This is a genomic window from Agrobacterium sp. Azo12 (genome assembly GCF_029193765.2).
Lineage (GTDB): Bacteria > Pseudomonadota > Alphaproteobacteria > Rhizobiales > Rhizobiaceae > Agrobacterium.
Map to the genome: position 1 here is coordinate 1,412,224 of NZ_JARFYO020000001.1, position 18,345 is coordinate 1,430,568.

19 protein-coding genes are annotated in these 18,345 nt (G+C 55.9%); 11 read left to right on the forward strand and 8 right to left on the reverse strand.

Annotated elements, in window-relative coordinates; genetic code table 11:
* Window positions 1–395 precede the first annotated feature (395 nt).
* From PYL13_RS06500 to PYL13_RS06510, 3 genes are read left to right on the forward strand one after another with little or no spacing between them, the layout of a single operon-like run.
* Entirely contained in the window at window positions 396–851 is a 456-nt protein-coding gene (locus tag PYL13_RS06500) for a MarR family winged helix-turn-helix transcriptional regulator (RefSeq protein WP_192487426.1), read from the forward strand.
* Complete coding sequence (locus PYL13_RS06505; RefSeq protein WP_275640796.1) at window positions 848–2,542, forward strand: MFS transporter; 1,695 nt, start codon at window positions 848–850, stop codon at window positions 2,540–2,542. Before PYL13_RS06500 ends, PYL13_RS06505 begins: the two co-directional genes overlap by 4 nt.
* Before the next feature lie 30 nt (window positions 2,543–2,572).
* A complete protein-coding gene (locus PYL13_RS06510; protein WP_250982959.1) occupies window positions 2,573–3,640 on the forward strand; it encodes an HlyD family secretion protein in 1,068 nt (355 codons plus the stop codon).
* A gap of 142 nt (window positions 3,641–3,782) precedes the next feature.
* Here PYL13_RS06510 and rplI read toward each other — a convergent pair whose 3' ends face one another.
* The 6 genes from rplI to PYL13_RS06540 form a co-directional block, all read right to left on the reverse strand.
* A complete protein-coding gene (gene rplI / locus PYL13_RS06515) occupies window positions 3,783–4,358 on the reverse strand; it encodes a 50S ribosomal protein L9 (protein ID WP_192487429.1) in 576 nt (191 codons plus the stop codon).
* Window positions 4,359–4,378: 20 nt separating this feature from the next.
* Window positions 4,379–5,353, reverse strand: a complete 975-nt coding sequence (locus PYL13_RS06520; protein WP_250982958.1) for a DUF2232 domain-containing protein — start codon at window positions 5,351–5,353, stop codon at window positions 4,379–4,381.
* A 186-nt stretch (window positions 5,354–5,539) separates the two neighbouring features.
* Window positions 5,540–5,788, reverse strand: coding sequence for a 30S ribosomal protein S18 (gene rpsR / locus PYL13_RS06525; RefSeq protein WP_192487431.1), 249 nt, complete (start codon window positions 5,786–5,788; stop codon window positions 5,540–5,542).
* 18 nt (window positions 5,789–5,806) lie between these two features.
* Window positions 5,807–6,238 (reverse strand): 30S ribosomal protein S6, encoded by a 432-nt coding sequence (gene rpsF / locus PYL13_RS06530; RefSeq protein WP_192487432.1) that lies wholly within the window; start codon window positions 6,236–6,238, stop codon window positions 5,807–5,809.
* Window positions 6,239–6,578: 340 nt separating this feature from the next.
* Window positions 6,579–7,094, reverse strand: coding sequence for a ClbS/DfsB family four-helix bundle protein (locus tag PYL13_RS06535; protein WP_275640797.1), 516 nt, complete (start codon window positions 7,092–7,094; stop codon window positions 6,579–6,581).
* Between the two features lie 64 nt (window positions 7,095–7,158).
* Entirely contained in the window at window positions 7,159–8,202 is a 1,044-nt protein-coding gene (locus tag PYL13_RS06540) for an aldo/keto reductase (protein ID WP_275640798.1), read from the reverse strand.
* Window positions 8,203–8,417: 215 nt separating this feature from the next.
* Between PYL13_RS06540 and fabD the strand changes: the two genes are divergently transcribed.
* The 8 genes from fabD (at window position 8,418) to PYL13_RS06580 (ending at window position 16,370) form a co-directional block, all read left to right on the forward strand.
* Window positions 8,418–9,362, forward strand: coding sequence for an ACP S-malonyltransferase (gene fabD, locus PYL13_RS06545; RefSeq protein ID WP_275640799.1), 945 nt, complete (start codon window positions 8,418–8,420; stop codon window positions 9,360–9,362).
* A gap of 33 nt (window positions 9,363–9,395) precedes the next feature.
* Window positions 9,396–10,133: a 3-oxoacyl-[acyl-carrier-protein] reductase gene (fabG, locus tag PYL13_RS06550; protein ID WP_250982954.1), complete on the forward strand. Its 738-nt coding sequence runs from the start codon at window positions 9,396–9,398 to the stop codon at window positions 10,131–10,133.
* Window positions 10,134–10,464: 331 nt separating this feature from the next.
* On the forward strand, window positions 10,465–10,701 hold the full coding sequence (locus PYL13_RS06555; RefSeq protein ID WP_027507378.1) for an acyl carrier protein: 237 nt from the start codon (window positions 10,465–10,467) through the stop codon (window positions 10,699–10,701).
* A gap of 107 nt (window positions 10,702–10,808) precedes the next feature.
* Window positions 10,809–12,071 carry a beta-ketoacyl-ACP synthase II gene (gene fabF, locus PYL13_RS06560; protein ID WP_275640800.1) on the forward strand — a complete coding sequence of 421 codons (1,263 nt, stop codon included), beginning with the start codon at window positions 10,809–10,811 and terminating at the stop codon, window positions 12,069–12,071.
* Window positions 12,072–12,310: 239 nt separating this feature from the next.
* The gene (gene mltG, locus PYL13_RS06565; protein WP_275640801.1) at window positions 12,311–13,525 is read left to right on the forward strand and encodes an endolytic transglycosylase MltG; all 1,215 of its coding nucleotides are present in this window, start codon (window positions 12,311–12,313) and stop codon (window positions 13,523–13,525) included.
* Between the two features lie 122 nt (window positions 13,526–13,647).
* Window positions 13,648–14,535: a YicC/YloC family endoribonuclease gene (locus PYL13_RS06570; RefSeq protein ID WP_275640802.1), complete on the forward strand. Its 888-nt coding sequence runs from the start codon at window positions 13,648–13,650 to the stop codon at window positions 14,533–14,535.
* 4 nt (window positions 14,536–14,539) lie between these two features.
* Window positions 14,540–15,202, forward strand: coding sequence for a guanylate kinase (gene gmk / locus PYL13_RS06575; protein WP_259145417.1), 663 nt, complete (start codon window positions 14,540–14,542; stop codon window positions 15,200–15,202).
* Window positions 15,203–15,314: 112 nt separating this feature from the next.
* Complete coding sequence (locus PYL13_RS06580) at window positions 15,315–16,370, forward strand: 2,3-butanediol dehydrogenase (RefSeq protein ID WP_275640803.1); 1,056 nt, start codon at window positions 15,315–15,317, stop codon at window positions 16,368–16,370.
* 114 nt (window positions 16,371–16,484) lie between these two features.
* Here PYL13_RS06580 and rsmA read toward each other — a convergent pair whose 3' ends face one another.
* Complete coding sequence (rsmA, locus tag PYL13_RS06585; RefSeq protein WP_275640804.1) at window positions 16,485–17,315, reverse strand: 16S rRNA (adenine(1518)-N(6)/adenine(1519)-N(6))-dimethyltransferase RsmA; 831 nt, start codon at window positions 17,313–17,315, stop codon at window positions 16,485–16,487.
* On the reverse strand, window positions 17,315–18,340 hold the full coding sequence (gene pdxA / locus PYL13_RS06590; protein ID WP_275640805.1) for a 4-hydroxythreonine-4-phosphate dehydrogenase PdxA: 1,026 nt from the start codon (window positions 18,338–18,340) through the stop codon (window positions 17,315–17,317). The genes rsmA and pdxA overlap by 1 nt, the downstream gene beginning before the upstream one ends.
* Window positions 18,341–18,345: the final 5 nt, after the last annotated feature.

Genomic DNA, 18,345 nt, shown 5'->3' on the forward strand with positions numbered 1-18,345 from the left:
TGCGTCTCATGTGCGCTAACACAGCCGTCCGAAAACCGGGGTGCGGGTTTCGGAAAGCAGCGGACGCAAATGCATTAATTATCGCGTTGGTACATCCAGCTTGGCACACACGCTCACTTAACGATGTGGCGGTACCGGCCGGGACAGTCAATGACATAGTTGCAACACTGCCAAACAGCCGCATTTCAGGGGGATTTGGGCGATCACATTTTATGTTGTCCCCATCAATCCACAGCCCTTTCGGCGTTGAGTGCAAAACCCCAAAACGAATCAAACCGCGTCAGCCTTGATTTTATGGCATGGCTGCCACGTCAGCAAAGCATCTTGAAAATCGTCAGTATCACGTATAAATAGGCAATAAATAAGTAGTATGCTAATTATAAGGAAGTCATATCGTGTCGCGACAAACCGACAAGGAGCAACTGCTGGATGAAATGTCATCCTTCAATCGCAAGCTCAGGACGTTTTTCGATGCGCGGGTAGGCGAGCAGGGGCTGACACTGGCGCGGACGCGGGTGCTTTTTGCTCTGTCGCGCCGCGGATCATTGACCCAGAAGCAGCTTGCCGAAGAGCTTGAAATTGAAACGCCTACTCTGGTGCGCGTTCTCGATGGTATGGAAAAACAGAACCTCATCGAGCGCCGTGAAGAAGCCGGCGACAGGCGCGCCAAGCGCATTCACATGACACCGGAAGGCGAGGCGACCGCCGCCACGGTCAATGCAACGGCTGCGGATCTGCGCAAGCGAATTACCACTGACATTTCTTCTGAAGATATTGCCACCACGCTTAAAGTCGTGCGTAGTCTTATCAGCAATATTCAGGCTCTTTCTTCAGGTGAGGAAGACAGATGAGCACGCGCGGTACATTGTCTGCACAGGCTGAGGATGAGGCATCGCCCGCAATTGCGGATCAACAGGTCGTGGTCGAAGAGCCACCACCTGCAGCACCCGCTCAACCACCTGAGAAATCCCTACCGGAAAAATTGATCTATATCGCCGCTGGCCTGCTGTTTTTCGTTACGCAGGGTCTGGGCATGAATATCGTCACGGCCAACATGTATCAGCTGCAGGGCGAGTTTTCAGCTACGGTTGCCGAAGTCGTCTGGCTGTCTGCTGCCTATATGGCGCCCTATGCCAGCCTGTCGATCGCGCTGTTCAAGATTAGGGCACAATATGGTCTGCGTCCCTTTGCCGAACTGAGCATTATTCTGTTCGTCGTGGCCTCCTGTCTCAACCTGTTTGTCACAGACCTGCATTCGGCAATTGTCGTGCGCTTCGTCAGCGGCATGGCGGCAGCACCGCTATCGTCGCTCGGCTTTCTCTATATCCTTGAAGCCTATCCGGCGCACCGAAAATTGTCTTTCGGTCTCTGCACGGCGCTCACTGGCACGCTGTTGTCTGCCCCTATTGCCCGCATCATCTCTCCCTCACTGATGGAGATCGATGGCTGGCGATCGCTTTATACGATGGAACTCGGCGTGGCGCTGATTGCGCTCCCAGCCATCTACCTCCTGCCTCTAACAGCACCACCGCGCGCCAAGATTCTCGAGCGTGTCGACGTGTTGAGCTATCTCTTTCTGGCTACAGGCCTTGGCTGTCTGGCCTTCTTCTTCTCGCTTGGCCGGTTTTACTGGTGGCTGGAAGCAAGCTGGCTGGGTCTGTTGCTTGCGGCTGCCGTCGTCTGCCTGACCTGCATGTCCTTCATCGAATTGCACCGCAAGAATCCGATGATTGACTTGCGCTGGATATTCTCGCGCCAAAACTTGCATATTGCCGCTGTTCTTATCATCTTTCGTGCCGTGACCTCAGAACAGTCGACCACGGCCGTCAGCTTCTACCAGCAGCTGGGCATCATGAATGACCAGACGGTGACCCTCTATGGCATCATTCTGCTGGCAACGATCCTTGGTGGCGCGTTCTGTGCCTTTCTGATGGTAACGAAATATGTTGATACAGCCCACGTCATTGCGCTCAGCCTGATTGCGATTGGTGCTTTTCTGGATAGCCAGGCGACCAACCTGACCCGGCCGGAACAGATGTATTTCAGCCAGGCGATGATTGCGGGAGGTGCTGCGATGTTCTTGCCGCCTGTCATGGCCAAGGGATTTGCCAGCGCCATGGCCAAGGGCTTGCCCTATCTCGTCAACTTCATCGCCATCTTCCTGTTCACGCAGATCAGTGGCTCTTTGATGATGACGGCGGCACTCGGCAGCTTCGTGACGATCCGTGAGAAATTCCATTCAAATATTCTGTCGGAACATATCGTCCTGACTGATCCGAATGTTGCGCTGAGAATATCGCAGCTTGCCTCGTCATACGGCAAAGTCATTACCGACAAGACCCTGCTCAACGCCGAAGGCGTATCGATGCTGGCACAGCAGGTAACGCGCGAGGCCTATGTGCTGGCCTATGCCGATACCTTCCTGCTCATTTCCATGGTGACCGCCGCTGCGCTGGTCATGCTTCTCATCCACCTGGCGTTGAACAGGATCAAGCCCACGCTGATGCCTGCTGAACCCGCCGCGGCACCCCAGAACTCATAACGCCAGAATTCATAACGAACGAGTCAGAAAATGCTCAAGAAAATATTCACCCCGGTTTCCCTTATCGTCCTCATGGCTGGTCTGACTGGTCTCGGCATGGTGCTTTATGCATGGCGCCTGCCACCTTTTTCCAGCTCCGTGGAAATGACTGACAATGCCTATGTCCGTGGTTATGTCACGCTGCTCAGCCCGCAGGTCAGCGGTTACATCGTTGATGTGCCCGTGAAGGACTACCAGGACGTCAAGCAGGGCGACATTCTGGCCCGCGTCGATGACCGCAGCTACGTGCAGAAACTGGCGCAGGCAAAGGCGACACTGGACGGCCAGAAGGCATCCCTTGCCAATTCCGACCAGAAGGAAAATGCCGCTCGCGCCAATATCTCTTCCAGCGAAGCGTCGATTGAAAGTGCGCAGGCCGCGCTCAAGCAGGCACAGCTGGCTTCCGACCGGCAGGACAACCTGACCAAGAGCGGTGTTGGCACATCCAGCACGCAGGAAGAGGCGCATGCCACGCTTGAAAAGGCCAAGGCGGCGTTGTTGCAGGCCAAGGCAGCACTCGAGGTTTCCAATCAGGATCTGCAGACCATCATCGTCAACAGGGGATCGCTTGAAGCGGCTGTTGCAAGCGCCGAAGCCAGTGTTCAGCTGGCAGAGATCGATCTCGGCAACACTGTCATTCGCGCGCCGCGTGACGGCAAAGTCGGTGAAGTTGGCGCACGGCTTGGCCAGTATGTCACGGCAGGCACACAGTTGATGGCGGTCGTGCCAACCGACGTCTGGGTCATCGCCAACTTCAAGGAAACCCAGCTTGCTGGCATGCAGGTGGGGCAACCGGTTTCGATTTCCGTTGATGCCATGCAGCGCAGGGAAATTCGTGGGCATGTCGAGCGTTTCTCGCCCGCTGCCGGTTCGGAATTCTCTGTTATCAAGCCTGATAATGCGACGGGTAACTTCGTGAAGATTGCCCAACGCATCGGTGTGCGTGTGGCGATTGATCCCGGCCAGGATATGACTTCTGAGCTGTCACCGGGCATGTCTGTCGTGGTGCGAGTGGACAAGAGCAAGGCTCCGGAAGCCGTTCACAGCGTCTCCAATTAAGGGGAGGGACTGCTGCGATCGTCACGCCGACGGTCGCACAATCTATACCCAAGTAATGATCGGTTACCGCAGGTACCCAAGAACGACAAAACCCCGGATGTTGCCATCCGGGGTTTCTTTTTCAGCCCTGGGGCTGAAATTCTTATTCGTTGTCGAAGTCGCCTTCGGCTTCTGGATCGAAGAAGTCTTCTGGACGCAGAGCATCTTCGTCAACGCCGTAGATAGCGTCAGCAGAGGTGAGGCTTTCGCCCTTTGCCTGACGTTCAGCTTCTTCAGCAGAACGAGCAACGTTCAGTTCAACCGAGATTTCAACTTCGGAATGCAGGTGCAGGAGAACGTTGTGAATGCCGATGGTCTTGATCGGTGTGTTCAGCTCAACCTGGTTACGGCCAACGGTGAAGCCTTCTGCAGACAGGATTTCAGCAACGTCGCGAGCAGCAACAGAACCGTACAGCTGGCCGGTTTCGCCTGCGGAGCGAACGACGATGAAGGACTTGCCTTCGAGTGCTGCTGCAACCTTGTCGGCTTCAGACTTGCGCTCGAGGTTACGAGCTTCGAGCGTTGCACGCTCAGAGTCGAAACGGGTCTTGTTGGCAGCGTTGGCGCGCAGAGCTTTGCCCTGTGGCAGCAGGAAGTTACGTGCGTAACCGTCGCGAACCTTGACGATTTCGCCCATCTGGCCGAGCTTGTTGATGCGTTCGAGAAGAATGACTTCCATCTTCTTGATCCTTTCTTGTTTTAATTGTTGGTTTCGTTCGTTGTGTCTGTTTTCCGCATCGGCGTGAGAGAAATCGTGCTGCGCACGTCGCTCATGCCGATAACGAGAATGATGAGCAGCGGCAACATGAAGACCGCCGAGAGATAAGCAAGCAGTAGAACCGGCAGACGCCAGTCCTTGCCGCGTGTCCGGTAATGCAGCGACGCATAACCCGACATCAGGAAACCTGCGCCGAATGTTCCTGCGATAACAGCACCACACATGGCGATGACACCGCCAAGGAAGGTTGCGACAATACCGGCAAGGAACACGAATACCGCATTGCGATGCATCCGAAGCGCTGCCGGAATGTCCTCACGTGGGCGAAGGCCCTTGCCGAAAGAACCAACCAGGCGGCTGGCAAAATAATAGGCTGCAAACAGCAGGATAACCCAGAGAGCACCCTGCATGATCGGCAGCATCAGCACCATCAGAGACTTGGTCTGGGCAAGCGCCAGCTGGTCAGGGGAAAAGGATGGCTCCTGCGCCGTGACCGACGACATCATCAGGTCAACCATCTGCGACACCAGTTCCGGGCCGTAACCGATGATCGAGCCGAGAATGATAACGGCAATGCTGATGGCGATGCACAGATGCAGGATGATGCCGGACAGTGGGTACCAGGCAAGCAGGTCTTCAGGACCGCCGATTTCCGATGCCGGACGCGCCAGATTGGCGTGATGCGAAATCCAGGCAGCAGGTACCAGCGTGAAAATTGCCAAACTCAGCACAGCTAACATCGGAGCCATCATTGACCCAACAACGCAAGCGGTAATAACGGCGATAATGGCGGCGCGATTGCCCCAGCCGAGACCGGCAATGAAAACAGGCATGGCGGAGGCGGCGTAAAGCAGGAACGCTAAAGACGGCTGTCTGCTTGCGCCCAGTGTCAGAAACACGGCGGCAATACCGGCAAGAATACCGGAAATCAGCACTGTCTGGTTCAACTTTATCACGTCGCTGTCCTGCTTCTATAGCAGTTAGAGGACCGTCTTTAAAAACGTCGTCCCCAACATGGGTTTTATGTCTGGTATCGATCCGCGCCCAACGCGGAAGGAATTCGAAGCTGCGACCGACTGATTAAAAGTCAGTTGCGCTGTAGAAAAACGAGGCCGCACAAGATGCAGCCTCGCCTTAATTCATTACGCTACAACGTATGGCAGCAGGCCGAGGAAGCGTGCACGCTTGATCGCCTGAGCGAGTTCGCGCTGCTTCTTCTGGGAAACGGCTGTAATACGGGAAGGAACGATCTTGCCGCGCTCGGAAATGTAGCGCTGCAGAAGACGGATGTCCTTGTAGTCGATCTTCGGAGCGTTAGCGCCGGAGAATGGGCACGTCTTGCGACGGCGGTGGAACGGGCGGCGTGCCTGAGAAGATGATGCGTCAGCCATTGTTTTTCTCCTTAACGCTTATGCACGGTCTGTGCGCGGACGGGGAGCGCGTTCGAAGCCGCCTTCACGCGGGCCACGATCAGAACGCTCTGGACGGTCGCCATCACGACGTGGACGGTCGTCACGGTCGCGCTTCTGCATCATAGCAGACGGGCCTTCCTCGTGAGCTTCAACAGCGATGGTCATGTAACGAAGAACGTCTTCGTTGATGCGCATCTGACGCTCTACTTCGTGGATAGCTGCTGCTGGTGCATCGATGTCCATCAGGGCGTAGTGAGCCTTGCGGTTCTTCTTGATGCGGTATGTCAGGGACTTGAGGCCCCAGTTCTCGACTCGGCCAATCTTGCCGCCGAACGATTCGATAACGCCCTTGTACTGTTCTACGAGTGCGTCAACCTGCTGGGCGGAAATGTCCTGCCGAGCAAGGAAGATGTGTTCATAAAGAGCCATAATAGCTTGCCTTTCTTGCGTTTTGTTCTCACCCGGTTACGGCGCTAAGCCTCAACGACTGGTCTTGATCGGGAAAACCCGGCGCAAGAAAAGTGTTGTTCGAGACGGTCGAGAGCGGAGACACGGGAGGCCGGAAAAACCTTATGGTTCCTGCTGTTTCGAAAACGAAACCAGCCCTCCGTTCAGCCACCAGCCAGTAAGACCGGATGTTGCGAACAGCGCGCTTATACGCATTTCTGGCCGTATTGCAAGACTTCGCAGCAAAAAGGCGGTGCGGAAGTGTCTTTAAGACGGTGGGTTCAACGTGAGGTCTTCAACTTTCCATGCTTGAAGTCTTCTTTTACGAACGTGGTGACGTCTGCTTTTTCCATTTGCGCAGGCGACTACGGGCGTTGGCGTAGGGTGACGCCGTATTGAACTGGATCATGCGACCCAGGCTCCATTTGCCGTACCATGGGCGGCCATACAAGGCGCCATCATCCAGCGAGTGAACGAGAGACATCAACTCTTGATGTGTGGTTTCAAAGCGCAGCAGCAATTGCACATAGGATAGAGAATCATAGTCACAGTAGAGCTTGGCTGCGAGTTTGCCGAGTTCATTCCATTTATATCCGGTTTCCGGAAAATCGGGTTCTTCACCGGCAGTACGTAATCTGTTCCATTTGAGAACCAGCTCACCCCAGCCGGTCAGATAGGCCACCAGATCTTTCACGCTCATGGTCGTGCCCTTGGCGTGGCCTTCCATATCGGTCGTGGTCGCCAAGGTCTCAGGTATAGAAGCAAGCTCGGTCAGCAGTTTTACAAAACCGCTCTCCATGGCGTTTAAAAGCTCTACCTTGGTCTGCGGTACTGCCATGCCTGATGCCTTCGGCGAATTAAAAAGCGCGGTAACTCGGGTGAGCTACCGCGCTTTTATGGGATCAGATCGGCATCGGGTACAGGCGGTGTATTGCCGCAATGCCCTTCAGCACGTCGTCGGAAAGTGTGACATCCTTGGCAGCGATATCGATTTTCAACTGTTCCATCGTCGTCGCGCCAATAATGCAAGACGCCATGAACGGACGTGTTAGTGTAAATGCGATCGCCAACTGTGCTGCATCCAGTCCGTGCTGGGCAGCGAGATCGAGATAGGCTTTGACAGGTGCCTCCTGAAGAGGCTGAAGACGGCCACCGATGTCGGTGTTGATGGTGCCGCGCGAACCGGCTGGCCGTGCGCCGTTCTGGTATTTGCCGGTCAAAATGCCGCCAGCCAGTGGCGAATAGGCCAAAAGGCCGACATTCTCATGGTGTGCAACTTCAGCCAGGTCGAGATCGAATGAACGATACAGTAGGTTATATTCGTTCTGGATGCTGGCGACGCGCGGCAGGCCCTTGGCCTCTGCCAGATCGATATACTTCTGCGTGCCCCAGGCGCTTTCATTGGACAGGCCGATAGCACGGATTTTTCCGGCCTTCACCAGTTCACCCAGCGTCTCGAGCTTTTCATCGATCTCGGCAAGTGTGCGGACCGTGTCCTGTCCCGAAGCATCAAAACCCCACGCGCCGCGGAAGTGATAGGTGCCGCGGTTTGGCCAATGGACCTGATAAAGGTCGATATAGTCTGTGCGCAGGCGCTTCAGGCTGGTGTCGACGGCCTCGCGAATGCCATCGGCATCGATATCGCGACCGTTACGGATATAAGGACGGCCGGAACCGGCAACTTTGGTGGCCAGAACGACATCCTTGCGTTTGCCGGTTTTCTGGAACCATGTGCCGATATAGTCTTCGGTAAGGCCCTGGGTTTCGGCTGAAACTGGTGTCGTCGGATACAATTCGGCGGTGTCGAAGAAGTTCACACCGTTTTCCACGGCATAATCCATCTGTTCGTGCGCTTGCGCTTCCGTATTCTGCGTGCCCCATGTCATGGTGCCAAGGCAGATTTCCGACACTGAAATGCCCGTGCGCCCGAGGGTGTTGTATTTCATGAATGAAATTCCTGACGTGATGAAAGAAAAGGGAGGGGCCTTGGAATTTAGGAAGGAATTGCGCTGGCGCAAGTCAAAAATATTGGTTCTGGTAACCGGGTATAAAACCGCAAGGACTTGTGAATCCGCAGTTTCTAAGCGGCATCGCACTTGACTCCGTACGTCATTGCGTGAATTGGAAAGCAAAAAATAACCGGAAAAACAGGAAATACCTCATGAAAATCGCTTTCACCTTTCCCGGACAGGGCAGCCAGTCCGTTGGCATGGGCAAGGATCTTGCCGAGAATTTCGCTGAAGCTCGTGCGGTTTTTGAAGAAGTTAACGAGGCTCTGGGACAGAAGCTTTCCGACATCATGTGGAATGGCCCGGAAGAATCCTTGACGCTGACGGCAAATGCCCAGCCTGCGCTGATGGCTGTTTCCGTTGCGGTTATGCGCGTTCTGGAAGCCAAGGGCCTGAACCTTGCCGACAAGGTTTCCTTTGTTGCCGGTCATTCACTCGGTGAATATTCTGCGCTGTGCGCTGCCGGTACATTCTCGCTGGGCGACACCGCCCGTTTGCTGCGCATTCGTGGCAATGCCATGCAGGCTGCGGTTCCAGTTGGTCAGGGCGCAATGGCGGCCATCATTGGTCTCGAGCACGGTGATGTCGAAGCGATCTGCAAGGAAGCGGCCGCTGGCGGTATCTGCCAGATTGCCAATGACAATGGCGGTGGCCAGCTGGTTATCTCCGGCTCAAAGGCTCCTGTTGAACAGGCGGCCGCACTAGCCTCCGAAAAGGGCGCAAAGCGCGCCATCATGTTGCCAGTCTCCGCACCTTTCCATTCTGCACTGATGGCACCGGCTGCTGACGCCATGCGCGAAGCGCTTGCCAAGGTGACAAAACATAACCCGGTCGTGCCGGTTGTTGCCAATGTGCGCGCAGCCCCGGTGACAGATGCGGAAGAAATCGCCAGACTGCTGGTCGAGCAGGTGACGGGTCAGGTTCGCTGGCGCGAAACCGTTGAGTGGTTCGCCGCCAATGATGTGACTCAATTGTATGAGATTGGCTCCGGCAAGGTGCTAACCGGTCTGGCAAAGCGTATCGACAAGACGGTTTCTGGCACTGCTGTGAATACTGCAGCCGATATTGACGCCGCCATTGCAACGCTTCTTGGCTGAATGCAGCGCGCATTTTGAGATAAGGATAAAAACATGTTTGATCTGACTGGCCGCAAAGCACTCGTTACCGGCGCAACCGGCGGCATCGGCGAAGAAATCGCCCGTATGCTGCATGCGCAGGGCGCAACCGTTGGCCTGCATGGCACCCGCGTCGAAAAGCTTGAGGCGCTGGCTGCTGAACTTGGCGACCGCGTGAAGATTTTCCCGGCTAACCTTTCCGACCGCGACGAAGTCAAGGCGCTGGGCGAAAAGGCTGAAGCTGAGCTGGGTGGCGTCGACATTCTGGTCAACAATGCCGGCATCACCAAGGACGGCCTGTTCGTGCGCATGAGCGACGAGGACTGGGACAATGTTCTCGAAGTGAACCTGACGGCCATGTTCCGCCTGACGCGCGAACTGACCCATCCGATGATGCGTCGCCGTTTTGGCCGTATCATCAACATCACCTCGATTGTTGGCGTGACCGGCAACCCGGGCCAGGCAAACTATTGTGCTTCCAAGGCCGGTATGATCGGCTTTTCGAAGTCGCTGGCGCAGGAAATTGCAACCCGCAACGTCACCGTCAACTGTGTTGCTCCAGGCTTCATCGAATCGGCCATGACCGGCAAGTTGAACGAAAAGCAGAAAGAAGCCATCATGGGTGCTATTCCCATGAAGCGCATGGGCACTGGCGCCGAAGTCGCGTCTGCTGTTCTGTACCTTGCTTCGAATGAGGCTGCGTACATGACTGGACAGACGTTGCACGTCAACGGCGGCATGGCGATGATCTAAAGCTTTGTTTCTTCGCATGTTGTTTGCAAATGTCTTTGTGCGACATGCGTTATGCCCACAGGCATTGTCAGGCTCAAATAGTCTGTAGAGTGCAGTGTGCGGCGCGATTTTCAGTCTTTTCGCCCGAATGAAACCGTGTTAATCGGGCGAAGACTGTGAACAGTTGTCCCGTCGGGAACAGGCGATGGTTGCTCTTTTTTGTGACTATGGCTAGCCTTAGGCGGGGTGAAAGGGTTTGCCCTCGGTGCTGGATTTGAACAGCGCATGCGGGTGTTAACAGGGCAGGGTGTCGCAAGGCAGCCCTTCAAGGATAAAGGTCGAGGAAACCGACATGAGCGATATCGCAGAACGCGTAAAGAAAATTGTAATTGATCATCTTGGCGTTGACGCCGAAAAGGTTGTTGAAGGCGCAAGCTTCATCGACGATCTGGGCGCTGACTCGCTCGACACGGTCGAACTGGTTATGGCCTTCGAAGAAGAATTCGGCGTTGAAATCCCGGACGACGCTGCTGACTCCATCCTGACGGTTGGCGACGCTGTAAAGTTCATCGAAAAGGCTCAGGCCTAATCGATCAGAATGAGGGAGGGTGAGAGCCTTCCCGCCTTGGCCCGGCTAAGTTCCGGGCCAAAGTTTTATCATGGACATGTGAATTCTATATAGGTGGAGCGTTGGCGATGAGGCGTGTCGTTATCACCGGTACCGGCATGGTATCTCCTCTTGGATGCGGAACTGAAGTAACGTGGGAACGGCTATTGGCCGGCCAAAACGGTGCCCGTCTCGTAACTGAATTCGAAGTCGAAGATCTTCCGGCAAAAATTGCCTGCCGCATTCCAGTCGGAGATGGCTCCAACGGAACGTTCAATCCAGATGACTGGATGGAACCGAAAGAGCAGCGCAAGGTCGATCCTTTCATTATTTACGGCATGGCAGCGGCAGAAATGGCGCTGAGCGATGCTGGCTGGCATCCGGAAACTGACGAAGACCAGATCATGACTGGTGTTTTGATCGGTTCTGGCATTGGTGGCCTCGATGGTATTGTTGAAGCGGGCTATACACTGCGCGACAAGGGGCCGCGGCGTGTTTCACCATTCTTCATTCCAGGGCGACTTATCAATCTTGTTTCTGGCCAGGTTTCCATTCGCCACAAGCTGCGCGGACCGAACCACTCCGTAGTAACGGCGTGCTCGACAGGCGCGCATGCCATTGGCGACGCAGCCCGTCTGATCGCACTTGGCGACGCGGATGTGATGGTGGCCGGTGGTGCTGAATCACCTGTTTGCCGCATTTCGCTGGCCGGTTTTGCAGCCTGCAAAGCCTTGTCCACGCAGCATAATGACGACCCGCAAAAGGCGTCTCGCCCCTATGATCGTGACCGCGATGGTTTCGTGATGGGTGAGGGTGCCGGTATCGTTGTTTTGGAAGAACTGGAACATGCCAAGGCACGCGGCGCAAAGATTTACGCCGAAGTGGTTGGCTACGGCCTGTCCGGTGATGCTTTCCACATCACCGCGCCATCAGAAGACGGTGACGGCGCATATCGCTGCATGTCCATGGCACTCAAGCGTGCCGGCCTGACGGCTGCCGATATCGACTACATCAATGCCCATGGCACATCGACCATGGCTGACACCATTGAACTGGGTGCGGTTGAGCGCCTGGTTGGTGATGCGGCGTCGAAAATCTCCATGTCGTCCACCAAGTCAGCCACCGGCCACTTGCTGGGTGCGGCCGGTGCAATCGAGGCGATTTTTGCAACGCTGGCAATCCGCGATAATATCGTGCCGCCAACGCTGAACCTCGACAATCCCGATGTCGAGACGAAAATTGATCTCGTGCCACACAAGGCGCGCAAGCGTGACGTGAACGTTGCCCTTTCGAACTCCTTCGGGTTCGGTGGTACCAACGCCTCGCTGGTGCTGCGTCGTTACGAAGACTAATCAAATCTTTCGTGACTTGCCGTTTGTAGCGGAATCAATCAAAAAGCGATGAACATCGCGGGCCGGAAACCAGATGCTTTCCGGCCCGTTGTTTATTCCCATGGCATGTTATTACAGTTTTTACGCGTAACGACCTCGAAACATGGGCAAATTTGTGCAGACTGCCTGCCGAACCTGTTTTTGCCGCATTGGATGGTCACATAGGCCATTTTGGAATGCAGAACTGAAAAGGACCGCCGGTGAGCGATACGAACCAGAACAATCAGTCGCCTTACGGACGTGATGCCTCAGGCGAAAACAAGACTGGCCCGATCATTCCCAAATCGCCGACCGAAGCTTTGCGCCCGGAAAAGGTTCCAGCCCCACCAAAGCGTTCGCGCAAGGCACACGGACAGTTCATCGTTTTCCTGAACTTCCTGATGAGCCTGGCGGTTATCGGCTGTATCGTCGCTGTTGGCGGTTTCTATTACATGATCAACACGTTCCAGTCGCCGGGCCCCTTGGCCACCAACACGCACTTCATCGTGCGCAATGGCGCAAGCCTGTTTGACATCGCCAACAATCTTGAGCGCAGCGGCATTATCGATAACAGCCGCGTGTTCCGTTACATGACCGATAGTATGGGCAAGGGCCAGCGCCTAAAGGCTGGTGAATATGAGATCAAGGCCAATGCCTCGATGAAGGAAATCATGACCCTTCTCGAATCCGGCAAGTCCATTCTCTATTCCGTGTCGCTGCCGGAGGGCCTGACCAGCAAGCAGATGTTTGATCGCCTGTTGAATGATCCGGTTCTGGAGGGTGATCTGCCTGCAGAAATTCCTGCTGAAGGAAGCCTGCGGCCTGACACATACCGTTTCTCGCGCGGCACCAAGCGTCAGGAAATCGTGTCGCAGATGCAGGCGGCCCAGAAGGGGTTGATTGAACAGGTATGGGCCAAGCGGGATGCCGATCTGCCGATCAAGACAGTTGAAGAATTCGTCACGATGGCCTCCATCGTCGAGAAGGAAACCGGCAAGGACGATGAGCGCGCCCATGTCGCCTCGGTATTCATGAACCGTCTACAGAAGGGCATGCGCATCCAGTCTGATCCGACCATCATTTATGGTCTGTTCGGCGGTGACGGCAAGCCGGCTGATCGTCCGATCTACCAGTCGGATCTGAAGAAGGAAACGCCTTACAATACCTATATCATTCGCGGCCTGCCGCCGGGCCCAATTGCCAACCCTGGCAAGGCCGCACTGGAAGCCGTTGCCAACCCGTGGCGCACCGAAGACCTGTATTTTGTTGCCGACGGCACGGGTGGTCACGTGTTTGCCAAGACCCTGGATGAGCACAATGCCAATGTGCGCCGCTGGCGCAAGATTGAGGCGGAACGTGCTGCCGCCGGTGGCACCGCGGAAACCGCTGTTGACGGTCAACCGGGTGGCGCTGAGGCGGAAAAGCCAGCCAACTGATCGTTTGTTACGGGCGCCTGCATGAAAACTGCAGGTGCCTTTCCTTTTGAGTACGCCAAACAAGAGATAGGGCATTTCCGGTGAGCTCCATTCACCTGAAATGCCTTAGCCATGAGGGCAAGATGACATTGCAATCCATGACCGGTTTTTCCCGCAGCGAGGGCACCAGTGGTCGCCACCGCTGGGTCTGGGAGCTTCGTTCCGTAAATGGCAAGGGGCTGGATATGCGTCTGCGTCTACCGCCCGGCATGGAGGTTCTAGAAGTCGAGGTAAGACGGCTTGCCGGTGAAAGCCTGGTGCGTGGCAACATACAGGCTTCACTGTCCGTGTCCGTGACCGATAATCGCCTTGAGGCCGTCGTCAACCGCGAAACGCTGGATGCGGTGATGACGTTGAAAAAGGAGCTTGGCGGCATCATTGCTGATGGGCCGATGAGCTTTGATACGCTGCTGTCGATCCGCGGGCTTGTCGACTTTCGTGAGGCGGAAGACGACGAAGACACACGTACCAAGCGCGAGCAGGAATTGCTGGCCGGTTTTGGTGATGCTCTGGCGAAACTGACGGAAATGCGCGAGCGCGAAGGTGCGGCTCTGTTTACGGTCCTGAGCGGTCACATTGACCGTATCGCCGAACTGGCAACAACAGTGGAAAACGATCCCTCCCGCCAGCCGGACAAGATTGCCGCGCGGCTTTCCGCGCAGCTGGCACAGCTTGGCGATGGTGTACACGGGCTGGACCGCGACCGTCTGCACGCCGAGGCAGCCCTGCTGGCCACCAAGGCGGATCTGCGCGAAGAAATCGATCGTCTCGGCGCCCATGTGGTTGCCTCACGCGAATTGTTGAAAAAAGGCGGCCCTGTAGGTCGCAAGCTCGATTTTATTGCACAGGAATTTAACCGGGAATCGAATACCATCTGTTCCAAATCGAACGCCGTTGCCGTAACGGAAGCGGGTATCGAATTGAAAGTGGTTATCGACCAGTTCCGTGAACAGGTTCAGAATCTGGAGTAGACATATGGCACCGGTGAGCAACTCTCCCGACAAGATCGCCCGCAGAGGGCTTATGCTGGTGATCTCGTCTCCTTCGGGGGCAGGCAAGTCGACGATTGCCCATCATCTTCTGGAAGATGATCCAACGCTTGGCATCTCCATCAGCGTGACGACGCGGGCCAAGCGTCCAAGCGAGATCGCCGGCAAGCACTATCACTTTGTGACCATCCCGCAGTTTGAGCGCATGCGCGAATCCGACCAGTTGCTGGAATGGGCCGAGGTTCACGGCAATTTTTACGGCACGCCACGCGAACCTGTCGAAACGGCAATGGCCGAGGGCCGCGACATGCTGTTCGATATCGACTGGCAGGGTGCCGAGCAGTTGCAGGACAAGATGTCGGCCGATGTCGTGTCGATTTTCATCCTGCCGCCAACCATGACGGAATTGCAGTCGCGTCTTCATCGCCGCGCCGAAGACACCGAAGAGGTCATCCGCACCCGCTTGTTGAATTCCCGCTCTGAAATCGAACACTGGCGCGACTACAACTATGTCATCGTCAATGATGACCTCGATAACGCCTTCCGTTCGGTCAAAAGCATTGTCTACGCAGAACGCCTGCGCCGCGATCGTCGCCACGGCATGTTCGAATTCGTCACCAAGCTGCTGGAAGAAGAACCTAAGCTGTAAAGGTGTCGCAGGAAGGCGACACATTTGCTCACCTTTCTGATCCAGATCACTTCAGTATGATTTTTGCGATGTATTCTCCTGGCTGTGAAATCACAGCATACAGGAGAATACCATGAAAGCTGCGCGCTGGCACAAAGCCAGAGATATTCGCATTGAAGACGTGCCTACACCTGTGCCCGGTCCGGGCCAGGTCAAGATCAAGGTCAAATGGACCGGGATTTGCGGTAGCGACCTTCATGAATATGTCGCAGGCCCGATTTTCGTGCCGGTTGATAAACCCCACGCCGTCAGCCACGAGGTCGCCCCCATTGTGATGGGCCATGAATTCTCTGGCGAAGTCGCTGAAGTCGGCGAAGGTGTCACCAAGGTCAAGCCAGGCGACCGCGTGGTCGTTGAACCAATCCTGTCCTGCGGCAAGTGCCCCGCTTGCCAGCACGGCAAATACAATCTTTGCGAAGACCTCGGCTTCCACGGCCTTTCTGGCGGTGGTGGCGGTTTTTCGGCCTACACGGTCGTTGGTGAGCGCTGGACACACAAGATGCCCGATGGCCTGTCCTTCGAGCAGGGCGCGCTTGTAGAGCCCGCTGCGGTGGCATTGCATGCCGTCCGTCTCTCCAGCCTCAAAGCAGGGGGTACAGCCGCCGTGTTCGGTGCAGGCCCTATCGGTCTTCTGGTCATCGAGGCACTGCGCGTTGCCGGTGCAACATCGATCTATGTTGTCGAACTGTCCGAGCAGCGTGGCGCTAAGGCCAAGGAGCTTGGAGCAACGGCAGTGATCGATCCGTCCAAGGAAAATGCAGCGGCGCGTATCAAGGAACTGTCCGGTGGCGGTGTCGACGTGGCGTTTGAAGTGACAGGCGTTCCGGCCGTGCTGCAGCAATGCATTGATGCCACCCGTTATGAAGGTGAAACGGTCATCGTTTCGATCTGGGAAAAGGAAGCGAGCTTCCAGCCTAATACGGTTGTTCTGAAAGAGAAGACCCTGAAGGGCATCATCGCTTACCGCGATATTTTCCCCGCAGTCATGGACCTGATGGTGCAGGGATACTTCTCGGCCGAGCGTCTGGTCACCAAGCGCATTGCACTGGATGATATCGTCGCTGAGGGTTTTGAAACGCTGGTAAAGGAAAAGACCCAGATAAAGATCCTGGTTGAGGCACCAGCCTGATATCACGCAATCTTCCGGCGTGCTTTTTGCCGGACCTACAGAAGTTCAAGCCTGCGGCATGGTTTCTTGCCGCAGGTGACAACCCCATAGCAGGGAGCTGATGACAGGTTTTGATTAGAGGGCGTTGGCGATCGCCACGAATTCTTCAACCGATAGCGTTTCTGCACGGCGCGTGGCGTCGATACCAACTTTTGCGAGCAGTGTTTCACCGCCCAGCGGCTTCAGGCTTTGGCGCAACATCTTGCGGCGCTGACCGAAGGCAGCTTCTGTTACTTTTTCCAGCCTGGCCGCGTCACATGGCAAAGGGTTGGTCTTGGGCAGAAGGTGCACCACTGTCGAGTTGACCTTCGGTGGTGGTGAGAAGGCCTGTGGCGGCACGTCAAATGCCATTTCTGATACAGTTCTCCATCCGGTCAGGACACCGAGACGGCCGTAATGATTGTCACCTTCTTCGGCGACAATACGCTGGCCGACTTCCTTCTGGAACATCAGCGTCATCGAAAGCCAGTAGGGCGGCCACACAGGTGGCAGCAGCCAGTTGAGCAGCAGTTGCGTTCCCACATTGTAGGGAAGGTTTGCAATGATGCGCACCGGCTCACCCGCTGGTACCAGCGAGGCGAAATCGGTCTTCAGTGCATCACCTTCGATCACTTCAAGACGACCGGGATAATGGTCTGAAATTTCCTCGAGAACCGGCAGGCAGCGCGCGTCGCGCTCCACTGCGATTACTTTCTTGGGACCAAGCGACAGGATAGCGCGGGTCAGGCCGCCGGGGCCGGGACCAACCTCAAACACCGTGACGCCTTCGAGAGGGCCAGCGGTGCGGGCAATCTTCTGGGTCAGGTTGAGGTCGAACAGGAAGTTCTGTCCCAGCGCCTTGCGCGCATCAAGGCCATGTCGCTGTATGACGTCACGCAGTGGCGGAAGTTCGTCAATGCCCGCCATTATACCGTTGCCGCCTTCTGGCGTTCCACAAGCTCGGAAGCGAGGTTTAGTGCGGCAACAAGGCTGCTCTCGCTGGCCATGCCCTGACCAGCAATGCCGAATGCTGTGCCATGGTCCGGCGAGGTGCGAATGAAAGGCAGGCCCAGCGTGACATTGACCGAATCGTCAAAACCTAGCGCCTTGGCAGGAATAAGCGCCTGGTCGTGATACATGCAGACCGCAACGTCATAGCGTTTGCGCGCTGAATCATGGAACATTGTGTCGGCGGGCAGGGGCCCAATGGCCTCGATACCTTCATCACGCAGCTGCATGGTGGCCGGATGCACGATGTCGCGATCCTCGTGGCCAATTGCGCCATCTTCGCCCGCATGCGGGTTAAGGCCGGCAACAGCAAGCCGTGGCGACGCGATGCCAAAACGTTCCTTCAAATCCTTGGCGACAACCCGGCAGGTGTCGACAATCAACTGCTGCGTCAACTGTGTAGCAATGTCCTTGACAGGAATATGGATGGTAACAGGCACGACCTTGAGCTTAGGTCCGGCAATCATCATCACGGGGAAGACCTGCTTGCCAGCAATCTGCAATGAAAGATCGGCCAGAAATTCCGTATGACCCGGGAAACCGAAACCAGCCTTGTAAAGGATCGACTTTGCAACCGGGTTTGTCACGATCGCAGCCGCCCGTCCCTCAAGGCACAGCTTGACGGCGATCTCAATGCATTTGATCGTCGCAAGAGCGGATGCTTCGTGCGGCTCACCGGCCTGCACGGCAAAACCTGCGGGAATATCGAGAACGGGAATGGCCTTGTCGAAAACGCTTGCCGCATCTTCTGGTGTCGCATCCTGCACTGCGACACCGACGCCGATCACCGCTGCCCTGCTTTCCAGCACGGAGCGGTCACCGACATAGATGAATGGCTTTATGCCGTTCTGCGAACGGTTTTTCCATGCTGCAATTGCAATATCAGGACCAATCCCGGCGGGGTCGCCCTGCGTCAGGGCAAGCGGAAGTTCAAGAGCAGCCACGTATA